Source organism: Actibacterium sp. EMB200-NS6, assembly GCF_001305615.1.
Taxonomy (GTDB): domain Bacteria; phylum Pseudomonadota; class Alphaproteobacteria; order Rhodobacterales; family Rhodobacteraceae; genus Actibacterium_A; species Actibacterium_A naphthalenivorans.
In genome coordinates this window covers 924410-937746 of sequence record NZ_CP010869.1, presented here as the reverse complement: position 1 = coordinate 937746, position 13337 = coordinate 924410, and the positions used below count along the sequence as shown (strand labels likewise).

16 protein-coding genes and 1 other RNA gene are annotated in these 13337 nt (G+C 65.0%); 13 read left to right on the top strand and 4 right to left on the bottom strand.

Annotated features, from left to right (window positions below):
* Positions 1-131: 131 nt before the first annotated feature.
* From gatC to rpmG, 6 genes are all read left to right on the top strand, one after another.
* Positions 132-419 carry an Asp-tRNA(Asn)/Glu-tRNA(Gln) amidotransferase subunit GatC gene (gatC, locus tag TQ29_RS04685; RefSeq protein WP_037205941.1) on the top strand — a complete coding sequence of 96 codons (288 nt, stop codon included), beginning with the start codon at positions 132-134 and terminating at the stop codon, positions 417-419.
* Positions 419-1906, top strand: a complete 1488-nt coding sequence (gatA, locus tag TQ29_RS04680) for an Asp-tRNA(Asn)/Glu-tRNA(Gln) amidotransferase subunit GatA (RefSeq protein WP_054538217.1) — start codon at positions 419-421, stop codon at positions 1904-1906. The genes gatC and gatA overlap by 1 nt, the downstream gene beginning before the upstream one ends.
* A gap of 35 nt (positions 1907-1941) precedes the next feature.
* Complete coding sequence (locus tag TQ29_RS20590) at positions 1942-2556, top strand: hypothetical protein (RefSeq protein WP_054538216.1); 615 nt, start codon at positions 1942-1944, stop codon at positions 2554-2556.
* A 7-nt stretch (positions 2557-2563) separates the two neighbouring features.
* Positions 2564-3262: an N-acetylmuramoyl-L-alanine amidase gene (locus TQ29_RS04670; RefSeq protein WP_255353387.1), complete on the top strand. Its 699-nt coding sequence runs from the start codon at positions 2564-2566 to the stop codon at positions 3260-3262.
* A gap of 11 nt (positions 3263-3273) precedes the next feature.
* Positions 3274-3645: RNase P RNA component class A (gene rnpB, locus TQ29_RS17725), an RNA gene on the top strand.
* Between the two features lie 95 nt (positions 3646-3740).
* Entirely contained in the window at positions 3741-3908 is a 168-nt protein-coding gene (gene rpmG, locus TQ29_RS04665) for a 50S ribosomal protein L33 (RefSeq protein WP_011750518.1), read from the top strand.
* A gap of 90 nt (positions 3909-3998) precedes the next feature.
* On the opposite strand, the gene TQ29_RS04660 is transcribed toward rpmG, so the two are convergent.
* The 3 genes from TQ29_RS04660 to TQ29_RS04650 all read right to left on the bottom strand — a co-directional run bounded on the left by TQ29_RS04660 (position 3999) and on the right by TQ29_RS04650 (position 5660).
* Positions 3999-4487 (bottom strand): GFA family protein, encoded by a 489-nt coding sequence (locus TQ29_RS04660; protein ID WP_054540325.1) that lies wholly within the window; start codon positions 4485-4487, stop codon positions 3999-4001.
* Between the two features lie 78 nt (positions 4488-4565).
* Positions 4566-5306, bottom strand: a complete 741-nt coding sequence (locus TQ29_RS04655) for a Bax inhibitor-1/YccA family protein (protein ID WP_054538215.1) — start codon at positions 5304-5306, stop codon at positions 4566-4568.
* A 135-nt stretch (positions 5307-5441) separates the two neighbouring features.
* Positions 5442-5660 (bottom strand): DUF1127 domain-containing protein, encoded by a 219-nt coding sequence (locus TQ29_RS04650; protein ID WP_037205927.1) that lies wholly within the window; start codon positions 5658-5660, stop codon positions 5442-5444.
* 122 nt (positions 5661-5782) lie between these two features.
* Here TQ29_RS04650 and TQ29_RS04645 point away from each other — a divergent pair, with 122 nt between their 5' ends.
* Positions 5783-6637: a LysR family transcriptional regulator gene (locus TQ29_RS04645; protein WP_054538214.1), complete on the top strand. Its 855-nt coding sequence runs from the start codon at positions 5783-5785 to the stop codon at positions 6635-6637.
* A 7-nt stretch (positions 6638-6644) separates the two neighbouring features.
* Here TQ29_RS04645 and TQ29_RS04640 read toward each other — a convergent pair whose 3' ends face one another.
* Positions 6645-7097 (bottom strand): nucleoside deaminase, encoded by a 453-nt coding sequence (locus TQ29_RS04640; RefSeq protein ID WP_054538213.1) that lies wholly within the window; start codon positions 7095-7097, stop codon positions 6645-6647.
* 76 nt (positions 7098-7173) lie between these two features.
* On the opposite strand from TQ29_RS04640, the gene TQ29_RS04635 reads away from it, so the two are divergent.
* From TQ29_RS04635 to TQ29_RS04610, 6 genes are all read left to right on the top strand, one after another.
* Positions 7174-7968 carry a pseudouridine synthase gene (locus TQ29_RS04635; protein WP_054538212.1) on the top strand — a complete coding sequence of 265 codons (795 nt, stop codon included), beginning with the start codon at positions 7174-7176 and terminating at the stop codon, positions 7966-7968.
* Between the two features lie 75 nt (positions 7969-8043).
* Complete coding sequence (locus tag TQ29_RS04630) at positions 8044-8868, top strand: TerC family protein (protein ID WP_054538211.1); 825 nt, start codon at positions 8044-8046, stop codon at positions 8866-8868.
* Positions 8869-9023: 155 nt separating this feature from the next.
* Positions 9024-9911: a 5-bromo-4-chloroindolyl phosphate hydrolysis family protein gene (locus TQ29_RS04625; protein WP_054538210.1), complete on the top strand. Its 888-nt coding sequence runs from the start codon at positions 9024-9026 to the stop codon at positions 9909-9911.
* A 31-nt stretch (positions 9912-9942) separates the two neighbouring features.
* The gene (locus TQ29_RS04620; RefSeq protein WP_054538209.1) at positions 9943-11136 is read left to right on the top strand and encodes a toxic anion resistance protein; all 1194 of its coding nucleotides are present in this window, start codon (positions 9943-9945) and stop codon (positions 11134-11136) included.
* An 87-nt stretch (positions 11137-11223) separates the two neighbouring features.
* A complete protein-coding gene (locus TQ29_RS04615; protein ID WP_255353385.1) occupies positions 11224-12099 on the top strand; it encodes a DUF2927 domain-containing protein in 876 nt (291 codons plus the stop codon).
* An 88-nt stretch (positions 12100-12187) separates the two neighbouring features.
* The gene (locus TQ29_RS04610) at positions 12188-13306 is read left to right on the top strand and encodes an SPFH domain-containing protein (protein WP_054540324.1); all 1119 of its coding nucleotides are present in this window, start codon (positions 12188-12190) and stop codon (positions 13304-13306) included.
* Positions 13307-13337 lie beyond the last annotated feature (31 nt).

Genomic DNA, 13337 nt, shown 5'->3' with positions numbered 1-13337 from the left:
TTCCTAGCGGTGCGCCCCAACCTCTTCCAGCCCTTTCCCGGCACCTTTGCCCCCATCCGCGACACCGGCGGCTTGCAGCCCGCCCCGCGCGGCGATAAACCCATGCGCGACCTCTTGAACGGAGCAAACCCATGTCCATCGACATCGACACCGCCCGCCGCGTCGCCCATCTGGCGCGCATCAGCGTGGATGAGAACGACCTGCCCGCGCTGGCTGGCGAGCTTTCGCAGATCCTGACCTTCATGGAGCAGCTCAACGAGGTCGATATCGACGGGGTGGAACCGATGACCAGCGTCACGCCGATGCGGCTGAAACGGCGCGAAGACGTGGTGACGGACGGAAACATGCAAGACAAGATCCTGTCCAACGCGCCCGATGCGCGCGAGGGCTTCTTTGCGGTGCCGAAGGTGGTTGAATAATGAGCGAACTTTCGAAACTGACCATCAGCGCCGCCCGCGACGCGATGCGCGCCGGCGATGTCACATCGGCCGAGATCACCGAGGCCTGCCTGACCGAGATCGAGGCCGCAGACGCGCTGGGCGCCTTCGTTCACAAGACCCCCGAGATCGCGCTGGCCCAGGCCAAGGCCGCCGACGCGCGGATCAAGGCGGGCGACGCGCCCGCCATGTGCGGCATCCCGCTGGGCATCAAGGATCTGTTCTGCACCCGGGGCGTGCCCTCGCAGGCGGCCAGCCGCATCCTGGAAGGCTTCCGCCCGGAATACGAATCGACCGTCTCGCAGAACCTGTGGGACAATGGCGCGGTGATGCTGGGCAAGCTGAACATGGACGAATTCGCCATGGGATCGTCCAATGAAACCAGCGCCTACGGCAATGCCGTGAACCCATGGCGGCGCGGCAATGATGATACCGCCCTGACCCCCGGCGGCTCGTCCGGCGGCTCGGCCTCCGCCGTTGCGGCCGATCTGTGCCTTGCCGCCACCGGCACCGATACCGGCGGCTCGATCCGTCAGCCCGCCGCCTTTGTCGGCATCACCGGGCTGAAACCCACCTATGGCCGTTGTTCGCGCTGGGGCGTGGTGGCCTTCGCCTCTTCGCTGGATCAGGCCGGGCCGATGACCAAAACCGTGCGCGACGCCGCGATCATGCTGCAGGCCATGGCCGGGCACGACCCCAAGGACAGCACCAGCGCCAAATTGCCCCTGCCCGATTTCGAGGCCGCCCTGACCGGCGACATCCGCGGCAAGAAGATCGGCATCCCGCGCGAATACCGCATGGACGGCATGCCCCAAGAGATCGAAAGCCTCTGGCACCAGGGCGCCGAGATGATGCGCGATGCGGGCGCCGAGATCGTCGATATCTCTCTGCCGCACACCAAATACGCGTTGCCCGCCTATTACGTGATCGCGCCGGCCGAGGCGTCTTCGAACCTCGCCCGGTATGACGGGGTGCGCTACGGCCACCGCGCGACGCTGGCGCAGGGCGACGGCATCACCCAGATGTATGAAAAGACCCGCGCCCAGGGATTCGGCCACGAGGTGCAGCGCCGGGTGATGATCGGCACCTATGTGCTGTCGGCGGGCTTTTATGACGCCTATTACAACCGCGCGCGCAAGGTGCGGACCCTGATCAAGAAGGACTTCGACGATGTCTTCGCCACCGGCATCGACGCGATCCTGACGCCGGCCACGCCCTCGGCCGCCTTCGGCCTGGGCGAGATGGCAGAGGCCGATCCGGTGCAGATGTACCTGAACGATGTGTTCACGGTCACCGTCAACCTTGCCGGGCTGCCGGGTATCGCGGTGCCCGCCGGGCTCGACAAATCCGGCCTGCCGCTGGGGCTTCAGCTGATCGGGCGCCCCTGGCAGGAAGACGCGCTGTTGAACACGGCCTATGCGCTGGAGACCGCCGCCGGCTTTGTTTCCAAACCGGTGAAATGGTGGTAAAACCCGAAAAAATTCGTAAAGAGCAGGATCTTGTGATGCGTTTCATCTTTCCGGTTCTTGGCCTTCTGGCGGTATCCGCCTGCGCCCCGGCCGTGCCTGATTCCGGCTTTGGCAGCTATGACACCTATCAGTCGGATCGCGAGATCGAGCTGATCGGGGAATCCCCAGCCCTGCCGTCCGACGATCCGAACGGAGCCGCCGGGCTGGAAGAGCTGACACCGGGGGCCGGCACTACACCGCTGGCCAGCGTGAACAACCCCGGCATCTCGGACGAGCAGGATTTCTCGGCCGTATCGTCCCGCGAATCCATCGAGAGCGACCGCGAGCGGATCGAGGCGCAGCGCGAGCAATATGTGTTCATCGAACCCACCGCCGTGCCCGAGCGCGCCGGCTCTGCGGGCCCGAACATCGTGGAATTCGCGCTGTCGACGACAAATCGCGTGGGCGAAAGCATCTATCGCCGCGGCGGGTTGCAGCGCGCCGGCGCCTTTGATCGCAACTGCGCCAAATATGCCTCTCCCGACCTTGCGCAAGAAGCGTTCCTGGCCACCGGCGGCCCCGAGCGGGACCGGCACAGTCTCGACCCCGACGGTGACGGTTTCGCCTGCTACTGGGATCCCGCGCCGTTCCGGCTGGTCGTCAACCGGTGATCCGGGGGTGGGGGTACTGACCCGCCCCTCCCCCAATTTCGGGGAGCGCCGCAATGGCGCCCGGCCCGATCTGATCGTTCTGCACTACACCGCGATGAACAGCGCCGATGCCGCGCTCGATCGGCTGTGCGACCCGGCAAGCGAGGTTTCGGCGCATTACCTGATCGCCGAAAACGGAACGCTCTGCCAACTGGTGAGGGAAGAGAATCGCGCCTGGCACGCGGGCGCCGGGGCCTGGGGCGCGGTCGGCGACGTGAACTCCCGCTCGATCGGCATCGAGCTGGCCAATGACGGCGACACACCCTTTCCCGAACCGCAGATGGCCGCGCTGGAACGGCTTCTGGCCGGGGCGATGGCGCGGTGGGCGATTCCGCCCGAACGGGTCATCGCACATTCCGACATGGCCCCGAACCGCAAGATCGACCCCGGCGCGCGGTTCGACTGGCGGCGGCTGGCGCTTCAGGGCCTGTCCGTCTGGCCCGCGCACCTGTCGCGCTCTTCGCGGCCCGACACGCCGAACGGTGCCTTCCTGACGGCGGCGCGCCGCTTTGGCTACACGGCGGACTGCGGCGAGGATGCGATACTGGCGGCGTTCCGGCTGCGGTTTCGCCCCGGTGCCACGGGCCCGCTGGAGGGCGCCGATTTGCGGGCGATACAGGCACTGGCCCAACGCTTCCCCGTTGACCAGGGGCCGCGCACTGCCTAAGTGCATCAGGCGCGGATGGCTGGATGGCCGCGGGGCGACCCGAGGAAAGTCCGGACTCCATGAAGCAACGGTGCCGGGTAACGCCCGGCCGGGGAAACCCGAGGGAAAGCGCCACAGAGAACAAACCGCCCCGGATCCGATCCGGGGTAAGGGTGAAACGGTGGGGTAAGAGCCCACCGCGGACCTGGCAACAGGGCCGGCACGGCAAGCCCCACCGGGAGCAATGCCAAATAGGGATTTCGCGGGGGCACGCCCCCAGGGGGCTTCACCCCAGAGATCCGGGTTGGCAGCTAAAGCGCGTCGGTAACGGCGGGCATAGAGGAATGGTCATCCAGGGGGCGCAAGCCCCCGGACAGAATCCGGCTTACAGGCCATCCGCGCATGATTATCGGTTGACTCCCGTCCGCCGAAAGGTAAAAGGCGGGCTTCAAGGATTTTTGACGGGCAGCATATGCGGCCCGCTCGACGGAGAAGCAACATGGCGAAACCTACCACAATCAAGATCCGCCTGAACTCGACCGCGGGCACCGGCCACTTCTACGTGACCAAGAAGAATGCCCGCACGATGACCGAGAAGATGACGGTGAACAAATACGACCCGGTCGTGCGCAAGCACGTCGAGTACAAGGAAGGCAAGATCAAGTAAGATCCTGCCCGCCTAAGGTTCCGAAAGGCCGCGCGATCTGCGCGGCCTTTTGTTTTCGGGCTTTGGCCCTGAGGGCGGCGGTGGCGCGGCTCAGCGTTCCAGCCCAAGGCGCTGGTGCCAGGCGGCGAGGCTTTCGTCCGGGTATCCCTCGAAGCTCCGATCAGAGGGGCCAATGCAGGGCTCCACCCAGGGCGCCTTGCTGCCGAGCATCAGATGCGTGCGCTCGGGGGGCACGGGCAGCGGCGTGTCGATGGCCGAGGCATGCGGATGCAGCAGCTCGGGCCAGCGCGGATCCCAGACCCAGAGCGCCGATCCGCACAGGCCGCAGAACTTGCGCTCCCCCTCGCTATACGTCACCTCGCCGCTTTCATCCTCGTGCAACCTGGCGTGATAGCTGCGGACATGCGCGCCGCCCTCGAGCGTCAGCGTCTCGGCCGAGGCCCCCAGATTGATCGCGAACCCGCCGCCGCCCGCCGTCTTGCGGCAGATCGAGCAGTAGCAAAGGTTGAACGGATAGGGATGGCGGGCTTCAACCGTGAAGCGGACAGCGCCACAATGGCAGGATCCTTCAAGCAGCATTTTCCGCGCCTCCTTGCGTGCCGGAACAAAAAAGGCCGGCGCAATGGCCGGCCCTTTCGCATTCACATGTCGTCTGGCTTACTCGCGGTTGCCCATGAACGACAGCAGGAACATGAACAGGTTGATGAAATCGAGATAGAGGTTCAGCGCCCCCATGATCGCCGATTTCTCGAGCCATTCGCCATCCATCGCATGGGCGTGTTGCAGATAGTCGGTCTTGATCTTCTGGGTGTCATAGGCGGTCAGGCCCGCGAAGATCAGAACCCCAAGAAGCGAGATCGCGAACATGATCGCCGGCGATCCGAGGAAGATGTTCACGATCGAGGCGACCAGCAGGCCGATCACACCCATGATCAGGAACGACCCCCAGCCGGAGATGTCCTTCTTGGTGGTGTACCCCCAAAGCGACAGCCCCGCGAAGGAAATCGCCGTTACAAGGAAGGTCTGCGCGATCGAATAGCCGGTGAAGACCGCGAAAATATAGCTCAGCGACAGACCCATGGCGGCGGCGTAAACGTAGAAGAACAGTTGCGCGCCGGCGGCCGACAGCCGGTTGATCGCGGCGCCGAAGGCGAACACCATGATCAGCGGCAGGAACATGGTGATCCAGCCCAGGATGTTGGGCTGCAGCGTGATCGGATCACGGAAGATGCTCAGCAGCGCGTCATTCGACCCCACCGCCCAGGCCACCGCCGCCGTCATCAGCATGCCCACGGACATCGTGCCGTAGACCTTGTTCATATGGGCGCGAAGCCCTTCGTCGACCTGTGCGGTGCGGACACCCGCCTGGCCCGTACGGATCGTGTTGTAGTCAGCCATAAGATGCCTCCAATGCGTAACTTTTCTGGCGGCACCAACGAAAAGGACCGCCCTCACCGGGAATATCGGCGAGCACGGCCCTGTTTTCAAGAGTTTCCGCCCGGAAACCGGACAGTTGTTCCGATTAAATCCGGATCAGCATTTCCACGCGGTGGGCGCGTCCCATGCCGGGCGGCGCGATTCGGCCAGCGCCTCGGCGCGGGTCAGGCCGATGTCGCGCAGCTGCGCGTCGTCCAGATTGGCAAGCCGACGGCGCTGTTGCGCCACTCCCGCCGCATGAAAAACACGCGAAAGGATCGAAATGCGCCCTTTTTTGGCAAAGGCAGAGCCATAATGCGGTGCTGCTTGGGTCATAGCTGTTACTCTTCTTTAATTGTGAACCATCGTCACGTTTCCATAATCATGCTTGATATTTGGCAGAGCGCGATACATTCTTCAAACGAATGATTGTTATCCAACCCATCAGGAAATGTGATATGCCGCGAAACCTGGACATGACCGCCCTGCGCTCCTTCGTTGCCGTCGCCGAAGCAGGGGGCGTGACGCGGGCGGCGGGGTTTCTGAACCTGACCCAATCGGCCGTCTCGATGCAGCTCAAGCGTCTGGAAGAGGCGCTGGGGCTGACACTGCTGGACCGTACCGCCCGCAAGATCGCGCTGACCGCCACGGGCGAGCAGTTGCTGGGCTATGCCCGGCGCATGCTCGACCTGAATGATGAGGTCTACGCCCGCCTGACCGCGCAGGAATTCGAGGGCGAGGTCATCCTGGGCGTGCCCCATGACATCGTCTATCCGGCGATCCCGCAGGTGCTGCAGCGGTTCAACACCGAATATCCGCGCGTGAAGGTGCAGCTTTTGTCATCCTTCACCCGGCGCCTGAAGGAACAGTTCGCGCGGGGCGAGGTTGATGTCATCCTGACAACGGAAGACGAGGCCGATGCCGGCGGCGAAACCCTGACCGAACTGCCGCTGATCTGGATCGGCGCGCCTGGCGGTCAGGCGTGGAAATCGCGGCCGCTGCGGCTGGCCTATGAAAACAGCTGTATCTTCCGCGGCTCTGTCCAGTCGGCGCTGGACCGCGCCGGCATCCCCTGGGAAATGGCGGTGGAAAGCAATTCCACCCGCACGATCGAAGCCTCGGTCAGCGCCGATCTGGCGGTTCATACGGTGATCGAGGGCAGCGAGCCGCCCTATGTCGAGCGTATCCAGCATGGCGGCGCCCTGCCCGAGCTGCCGACGAAGCAGATCAACCTTTATGTCTCGGATGTTACCGGCGGCAAGGTGACAGACGATCTGGCCGCGCTGATCCGGCAGGCCTATCGCACCTATTGACGGGCGCCTACCGGCGCGGGGCGAAGAAGGCTTTCAGCAGCGCCTCGGCCTCGGCCGCGCCGATGCCGTCATAGACCTGCGGCACATGATGGCTTTGCGGGTGGTCGAACACCCGCGGCCCATGCGCCACCCCGCCCGATTTCGGATCGGCCGCGCCATAATACAGCCGCGCGATGCGGGCCTGGCTGATGGCCGAGGCGCACATCGGGCAGGGTTCCAGCGTCACGTAAAGATCATGCCCCGGCAGTCGTTCGGAGCCCGCAGCGGCACAGGCCGCCCGCAGCGCGAGGATTTCGGCATGGGCGGTGGGATCGTTCAGCTCACGCGTCCGGTTGCCCGCCCGCGCCACGATCCGCCCGTTGGGGCCGACGATCACGGCACCCACCGGCACTTCGCCCCGCGCGGCGGCGGCGCGGGCCTCGGCCAGGGCGGCCTGCATATGGCTGGTGAACGGGCTCATCGCCCCGTCATGCCCTGCCCGGCCGGGCCCGCGCAAGGCGCTTTCGCTTCGCCGCGCAACCGCGTAAAGGGGCAGTATGAACACCACCCCCCCTCCGGGCGAGCGTATCGCCAAGGTTCTGGCCCGTGCCGGCGTCGCCTCGCGGCGCGAGGCTGAACGGATGATCGAGGCCGGTCGCGTCTCCGTCAACGGCAAGACCATTGACAGCCCCGCACTCAACGTCACCCCCGCCGACAAGATCACCGTGGACGCCAAGCCGCTGGCCGCGCCCGAGCCGCCGCGCCTGTGGCTCTACCACAAACCCGCCGGGCTGGTGACCAGCGCGCGCGATGAAAAAGGCCGCCCGACCGTGTTCGACGCCCTGCCCGAAGACATGCCTCGCGTCATGTCTGTGGGCCGGCTCGATCTGAATTCCGAAGGTCTGCTGCTGCTGACCAACGACGGAGAGATCAAGCGGCGGCTGGAGCTTCCCTCGACCGGATGGCTGCGCAAATACCGGGTGCGGGTCAAGGGCCGGCCCGATGACACGATGCTCGAGCCGCTGCGCAAGGGCATCACCATCGACGGCGAGCGGTTTCAGCCCATGGATGTGTCACTGGACCGCCAGCAGGGCGCCAACGCCTGGCTGACCATCGGCATCCGCGAAGGCCGCAACCGCGAGATCCGCCGCGCGATGGAGGCTGTGGGCCTTGTGGTGAACCGGCTGCTGCGCGTCAGCTATGGCCCGTTCCAGCTCGGCGAACTCAAGGAAGGCGCGGTCGAGGAAATCCGCCCGCGCGTGCTGCGCGACCAGCTTGGGCTGGACAAGGATTTCAAGCCCGCGGCCACGCCCAAGCCCCGCGTTGCCCGCAAGCCACGGGGAAAACGATAAGCGAAGGCACCTTGCCGTAGGTCACGCACTATGGCTTGCTGCCCCGAGACGAAACACGGATGGGAGCGCCGGCGGATGGCAGACCTGCTTACGATCGAGAACCTGGGAAACCTGCTGATGCTGTGTTTCCTGCAGGCCGTTCTTGGCTTCGACAACCTGCTGTACATCAGCATCGAAAGCCAGCGCGCGCCGGTGGCGCAGCAAAGGGCGGTGCGGTTCTGGGGCATCATCATCGCCGTGGCGCTGCGGGTCGTGCTGCTGTTGGTGATGATCCGGCTGATCGACAGCCTGTCGGCCCCTTTCTTCGTGATGAACTGGACCGGCGTGCTGGAAGGCGGCGTGAATTTCGCCACGGTCGTGTTCATCCTCGGCGGCATCTTCATCATCTACACGGCGGTCAAGGAAATCTCGCATATGCTGTCGGTCGAGCATCTGGAGCATGACGTGGAGGGCAAGCCGGGGAAATCGGGCCTTCAGGTGATTGCCCTGATCGTGACCATGAACCTGGTGTTCAGCTTCGATTCGATCCTGTCGGCACTGGCCATCACCGATGTTTTCCCGGTACTGGCCACCGCGATCCTGGCTTCGGGCGCGGCGATGGTTCTTCTGGCCGATGGCGTCACCACCTTCATCCAGAAAAACCGGATGTACGAGGTGCTGGGCCTGTTCGTCCTGCTGATTGTCGGCGTGGTGCTGCTGGGCGAGGCCGGCCCGGCCGCGGCCCACGCGATGCACGACGATGCGCTGCAGCTCAAGATCTTCGGCTATCCGCTGATCCCGATGTCGAAAACCACTTTCTACTTCGCGGTTTTGGTACTTTTCGCCGTCGAAATCCTGCAATCGGGCTATTCGCGCAAACTCGCCGCGGAACGCCGGGCCGAGCAAAGCTTCAAGTCGTAACGCGCAGCGCGCGCTTTCACGTAACCTTTGCATCGCCTATATAAGCGGTGCGGTGCAGATAACGGGGGCAGGATGTCGGACACGGGGCTGCAAAAGATCGCCTTTTTCCTTCTGGTGGCGCTGATCTTCTACGTCTCGGCCGGCGGAGGCACGTGATGGCACAGCGTTATGGTGGGAAATTCAGCCCCCAGGGCACCGGCGGCCCCAAGGATGCGCCGCCCCCGAAGAACCCGTTTCACGGCAAGACCCGCACCCGCGCGGGCGGGCGGGTGAATTTCCTGTTCATCGCGCCCTTCCCGCTGCTGTTTTCCGCCTTCGCATCCGAACCCGTGGGCCTGGCGCTCGATCTGGCGGCCTTCGGCGTGCTGATCCTGGCCGCCTGGCTGACCCGCGAAGGGCTGAAGGCCCAAGAAGCCTATGAGGCGCGCCGCGTCGCCCGCCGCCCCGCCATCCCGCGCAAGATCTTTGCCTCGGTGCTGACCGGCGCAGGGCTGTTTCTGGCCGGCTTCGCACCCGAGGCCGGGCTGCTGAATCCGGTGATCTTCGCGGTACTGGGCACGGTGCTGCACAGCTTTGCCTTCGGCCTCGATCCGCTGTCGGACAAGGGCATGGAAGGGGTCGATACATTTCAGCAGGATCGCGTCGCCCATGCCGTGGACGAGGCCGAGAAACACCTGGCCGCGATGAAAGACGCCATCCTGCGCGCCGGCGACCGCAAGCTCGAGGCCCGCGTCGACGCGTTTCAGGCCACCGCGCGCGAAATGTTCCGCACCGTCGAGCAAGACCCGCGCGATCTGACCGCCGCGCGCAAATATCTGGGCGTCTACCTGCTGGGCGCGCGCGATGCGACGGCCAAGTTCGCCGATATCTACAGCCGCACCCGCGATGCCGGCGTCCGCGCCGATTACGAGGCGCTGCTGACCGATCTTGAACAGAATTTCGCGGCCCGGACCAACAGCCTGTTGCTGGATGACCGTTCGGACCTGGATGTTGAAATCGAAGTGCTGCGCGAACGGCTACAGCGCGAAGGGGTACGCTCCTAGGCGCCCCGCAAGAGAAAAAGGGAAAGTTCCGATGTCACAGAATGTTCGTGAGAAAGCCGCCCAGGATCTGGCCGAAGTGGAAAAGCTGACCGCCGTGATCCTGCCCGAACCCGTGGGCGAGATCGTGCCGCTGGAAACCGCCGAAGCGCCCGTGGCCGAAGAGATCCGCAAACGCATGGGCGAGATCGACATGGGCAACACCAATTCGATCATCGCCTTCGGCTCGGCCGCGCAGGCGGAATTGCAGCAGATCAGCCAGGCGATGCTGGCCGATGTGCGCAACAAGGATGTCGGCCCGGCCGGCGACAGCCTGCGCAACATCGTCACCACCATCCGCGGCTTTTCAGTGTCCGAGCTGGACGTGCGGCGCGAACGCAGCTGGTGGGAAAAACTTCTGGGCCGTTCCGCCCCCTTCGCCAAGTTTCTGGCGAATTTCGAAACGGTTCAGGGCCAGATCGACAAGATCACCGACAACCTGCTGACCCATGAGCACAAGCTGCTGAAAGACATCAAGTCGCTTGATAACCTCTATGAAAAGACGCTCGATTTCTACGACGAGCTGGCGCTCTACATCGCCGCCGGCGAAGAGAAGCTGAAAGAGCTGGACGGCACCGTCATCCCCGCCAAGGAAAAAGAGGTCGCCGCCACCCCCGAGGGGGATCAGGTGATCGTGGCGCAGGAATTGCGCGACCTGCGCGCCGCGCGCGACGATCTGGAACGCCGGGTGCATGACCTGAAACTGACTCGCCAGGTCACGATGCAGTCGCTGCCCTCGATCCGGCTGGTGCAGGAAAACGACAAATCGCTGGTCACCAAGATCAACTCGACGCTCGTCAACACCGTGCCGCTGTGGGAAACCCAGCTTGCGCAGGCGGTGACGATCCAGCGCTCCAAGGAGGCCGCCGAGGCGGTGCGCGGCGCGGCCGACCTGACCAACGAGCTGCTGACCGCCAATGCCGAAAACCTGCAACAGGCCAACCGCGTGGTGCGCGAAGAGATGGAGCGCGGCGTGTTCGATATCGAAGCGGTGAAATCGGCCAACGCGACGCTGATCGCCACGATCCAGGAAAGCCTGCAGATCGCCGATGAGGGCAAGGCCAAGCGCGCCGCCGCCGAGGAAGACCTCAAGAAGATGGAAGCCGAGCTGCGCGATACGCTGGCCGCCGCCAAAGCCCGCCACGATGGTGTGGGTGACACGGCCGCCACGGCCGTGCCCGGCGTCTGAGAACGGGAGGCAGTCATCAAAGCCCCCCTTACCAGACTGGCGCTGGCCCTGATCGCCGGCCTCGGCCTCGCCTCCTGCGAGACGGCCGTGCCGGTGCCGGCCACCGCCCCGCCGGAACGCCCGAGCACGCCCGTCGCGGTGCCCACCGAGCCGTCCGAGGTCAGCCAGGCGACGGCAGCGCATTTCGCCCGGGTTCAGTCGGATCTTCTGGCGCGGGGGCTGCTGCGCAGCGATGGCGGCGGCCCCGACGTGCCGTTTTCCCAAAGGCAGCTTGTGGAAAACTTCGTGCAGATCGCGCTTTATGACGAATATGTCGCCCGGAACGGCGCCCTCGTCGCCCAAACCACCGAAAGCCGCCTGCGCCGCTGGGAAGAGCCTGTCCGCCTGGGCATCACCTTCGGTGCCAGCATCTCCGAGGCGCAGCGCAATCAAGACCGCAAAGACATCGCCGCCTATGCCGCCCGCCTGTCACGCGTCAGCGGCCTGCCGATCGGCGTGACCAGCCCCGAGGCCGCGAATTTCCACGTGCTGGTTCTGAACGAGGATGAAAGGCGCGCCTACGCCCCGCAGCTGCGCCGGCTCGCGCCGGGCATCGACGAAACCGCCGTGCGCACCATCACCGGCATGCCCCGCTCGACGCTCTGCCTGGTCTTCGCCTTTTCCCGCGGCAATGCGTCGAACTATTCCCGCGCGGTTGCCGTGATCCGGGGCGAACACCCCGACCTGCTGCGCCTGTCATGCATCCACGAAGAACTCGCCCAGGGCCTTGGCCTGGCCAATGACAGCCCCGCCGCGCGCCCCTCGATCTTCAACGACGACGAGGAATTCGCGCTGCTGACGAACCATGACGAGCTGCTCCTGAAAATGCTCTACGACCCGCGCCTGCGCCCCGGCATGCAGGTCGCAGAGGCCCGCCCCATCCTGCGCCAGATCGCGGCAGAGCTGCTGGGAGGCGAGAGTTGAACATCCCCCACGGCGCCGCCGCGGCACCGTGGTCTCCGAAATTCCGGCCGCGCGGGTCGCGGCGGGCCCCAACCCCGAGGACACAGATATGGGTATTTTCGATTTCCTCTCCGGCGAATTCATTGACGTCATCCACTGGACCGATGACAGCCGCGACACGATGGTCTGGCGGTTCGAGCGCGAAGGCCATGAAATCAAATACGGCGCCAAACTGACGGTGCGCGAAGGCCAGGCGGCGGTGTTCGTGCACGAAGGCCAGATCGCCGATGTGTTCACCCCCGGCCTCTATATGCTCGAAACCAACAACATGCCGGTGCTCACCACGCTGCAGCACTGGGATCACGGGTTCAAATCGCCCTTCAAATCCGAAATCTACTACGTCAACACGACCCGGTTCAACGATCTCAAATGGGGCACCAAGAACCCGATCATGCTGCGCGACCCCGAATTCGGCCCCACCCGCCTGCGCGCCTACGGCACCTATTCGGTACGCGTCTCCGATCCGGCGAAATTCCTGATCGAAATCGTCGGCACCGACGGCGAATTCACCATGGACGAGATCAGCTTTCAGATCCGCAACATCATCGTGCAGGAATTTTCCCGCGTGATCGCCGCCTCCGGCATCCCGGTGCTCGACATGGCCGCCAACACCGCCGATCTGGGCAAGCTGGTCGCCGCGCAGATCTCCGGCACGCTCGAAGATTACGGCCTGTCGATGCCCGAACTCTACATCGAGAACATCTCACTCCCCCCCGCGGTGGAAGAGGCGCTCGACAAACGCACCTCGATGGGGCTGGCGGGCGATCTGGGCAAGTTCACCCAGTATTCGGCGGCCGAGGCGATGACAGCCGCCGCGCGCAACCCCTCGGGCGGCGGCGGCATGGGCGCCGGGCTCGGCATCGGCCTTGGCATGGCGGCCGCCGGCCAGATGGCGCAACCGGGCCCCTGGGGCGCGCGCCCCGCGCAAACCGCCCCGGCCGCACCGCCCCCGCCGCCGGTCGAACATGTCTGGCACATCGCCGAAAACGGGGAAACCAGGGGGCCCTATTCCAAGGCCGATCTGGGCCGGATGACCACAGAAGGCGGGCTGACGCGCCAAACCTATGTCTGGACACCGGGCCAGGACGGCTGGATGCGGGCCGAGGACGTGGCCGAGCTGGCACAGCTCTTCACCATCCTGCCACCGCCGCCGCCGCCCGCAGCCTGACCACCCGTTTCATCTTTCCTCAAATATCCCC

Excerpts from the sequence above, each read along its gene's own strand:
- gatC (WP_037205941.1), top strand. The coding sequence starts at position 132 with ATGTCCATCGACATCGACACCGCCCGCCGCGTCGCCCATCTGGCGCGC.
- gatA (WP_054538217.1), top strand. The coding sequence starts at position 419 with ATGAGCGAACTTTCGAAACTGACCATCAGCGCCGCCCGCGACGCGATG.
- TQ29_RS20590 (WP_054538216.1), top strand. The coding sequence starts at position 1,942 with ATGCGTTTCATCTTTCCGGTTCTTGGCCTTCTGGCGGTATCCGCCTGC.
- rpmG (WP_011750518.1), top strand. The coding sequence starts at position 3,741 with ATGGCGAAACCTACCACAATCAAGATCCGCCTGAACTCGACCGCGGGC.
- TQ29_RS04660 (WP_054540325.1), bottom strand. The coding sequence starts at position 4,487 with ATGCTGCTTGAAGGATCCTGCCATTGTGGCGCTGTCCGCTTCACGGTT.
- TQ29_RS04655 (WP_054538215.1), bottom strand. The coding sequence starts at position 5,306 with ATGGCTGACTACAACACGATCCGTACGGGCCAGGCGGGTGTCCGCACC.
- TQ29_RS04650 (WP_037205927.1), bottom strand. The coding sequence starts at position 5,660 with ATGACCCAAGCAGCACCGCATTATGGCTCTGCCTTTGCCAAAAAAGGG.
- TQ29_RS04645 (WP_054538214.1), top strand. The coding sequence starts at position 5,783 with ATGCCGCGAAACCTGGACATGACCGCCCTGCGCTCCTTCGTTGCCGTC.
- TQ29_RS04640 (WP_054538213.1), bottom strand. The coding sequence starts at position 7,097 with ATGAGCCCGTTCACCAGCCATATGCAGGCCGCCCTGGCCGAGGCCCGC.
- TQ29_RS04635 (WP_054538212.1), top strand. The coding sequence starts at position 7,174 with ATGAACACCACCCCCCCTCCGGGCGAGCGTATCGCCAAGGTTCTGGCC.
- TQ29_RS04630 (WP_054538211.1), top strand. The coding sequence starts at position 8,044 with ATGGCAGACCTGCTTACGATCGAGAACCTGGGAAACCTGCTGATGCTG.
- TQ29_RS04625 (WP_054538210.1), top strand. The coding sequence starts at position 9,024 with ATGGCACAGCGTTATGGTGGGAAATTCAGCCCCCAGGGCACCGGCGGC.
- TQ29_RS04620 (WP_054538209.1), top strand. The coding sequence starts at position 9,943 with ATGTCACAGAATGTTCGTGAGAAAGCCGCCCAGGATCTGGCCGAAGTG.
- TQ29_RS04610 (WP_054540324.1), top strand. The coding sequence starts at position 12,188 with ATGGGTATTTTCGATTTCCTCTCCGGCGAATTCATTGACGTCATCCAC.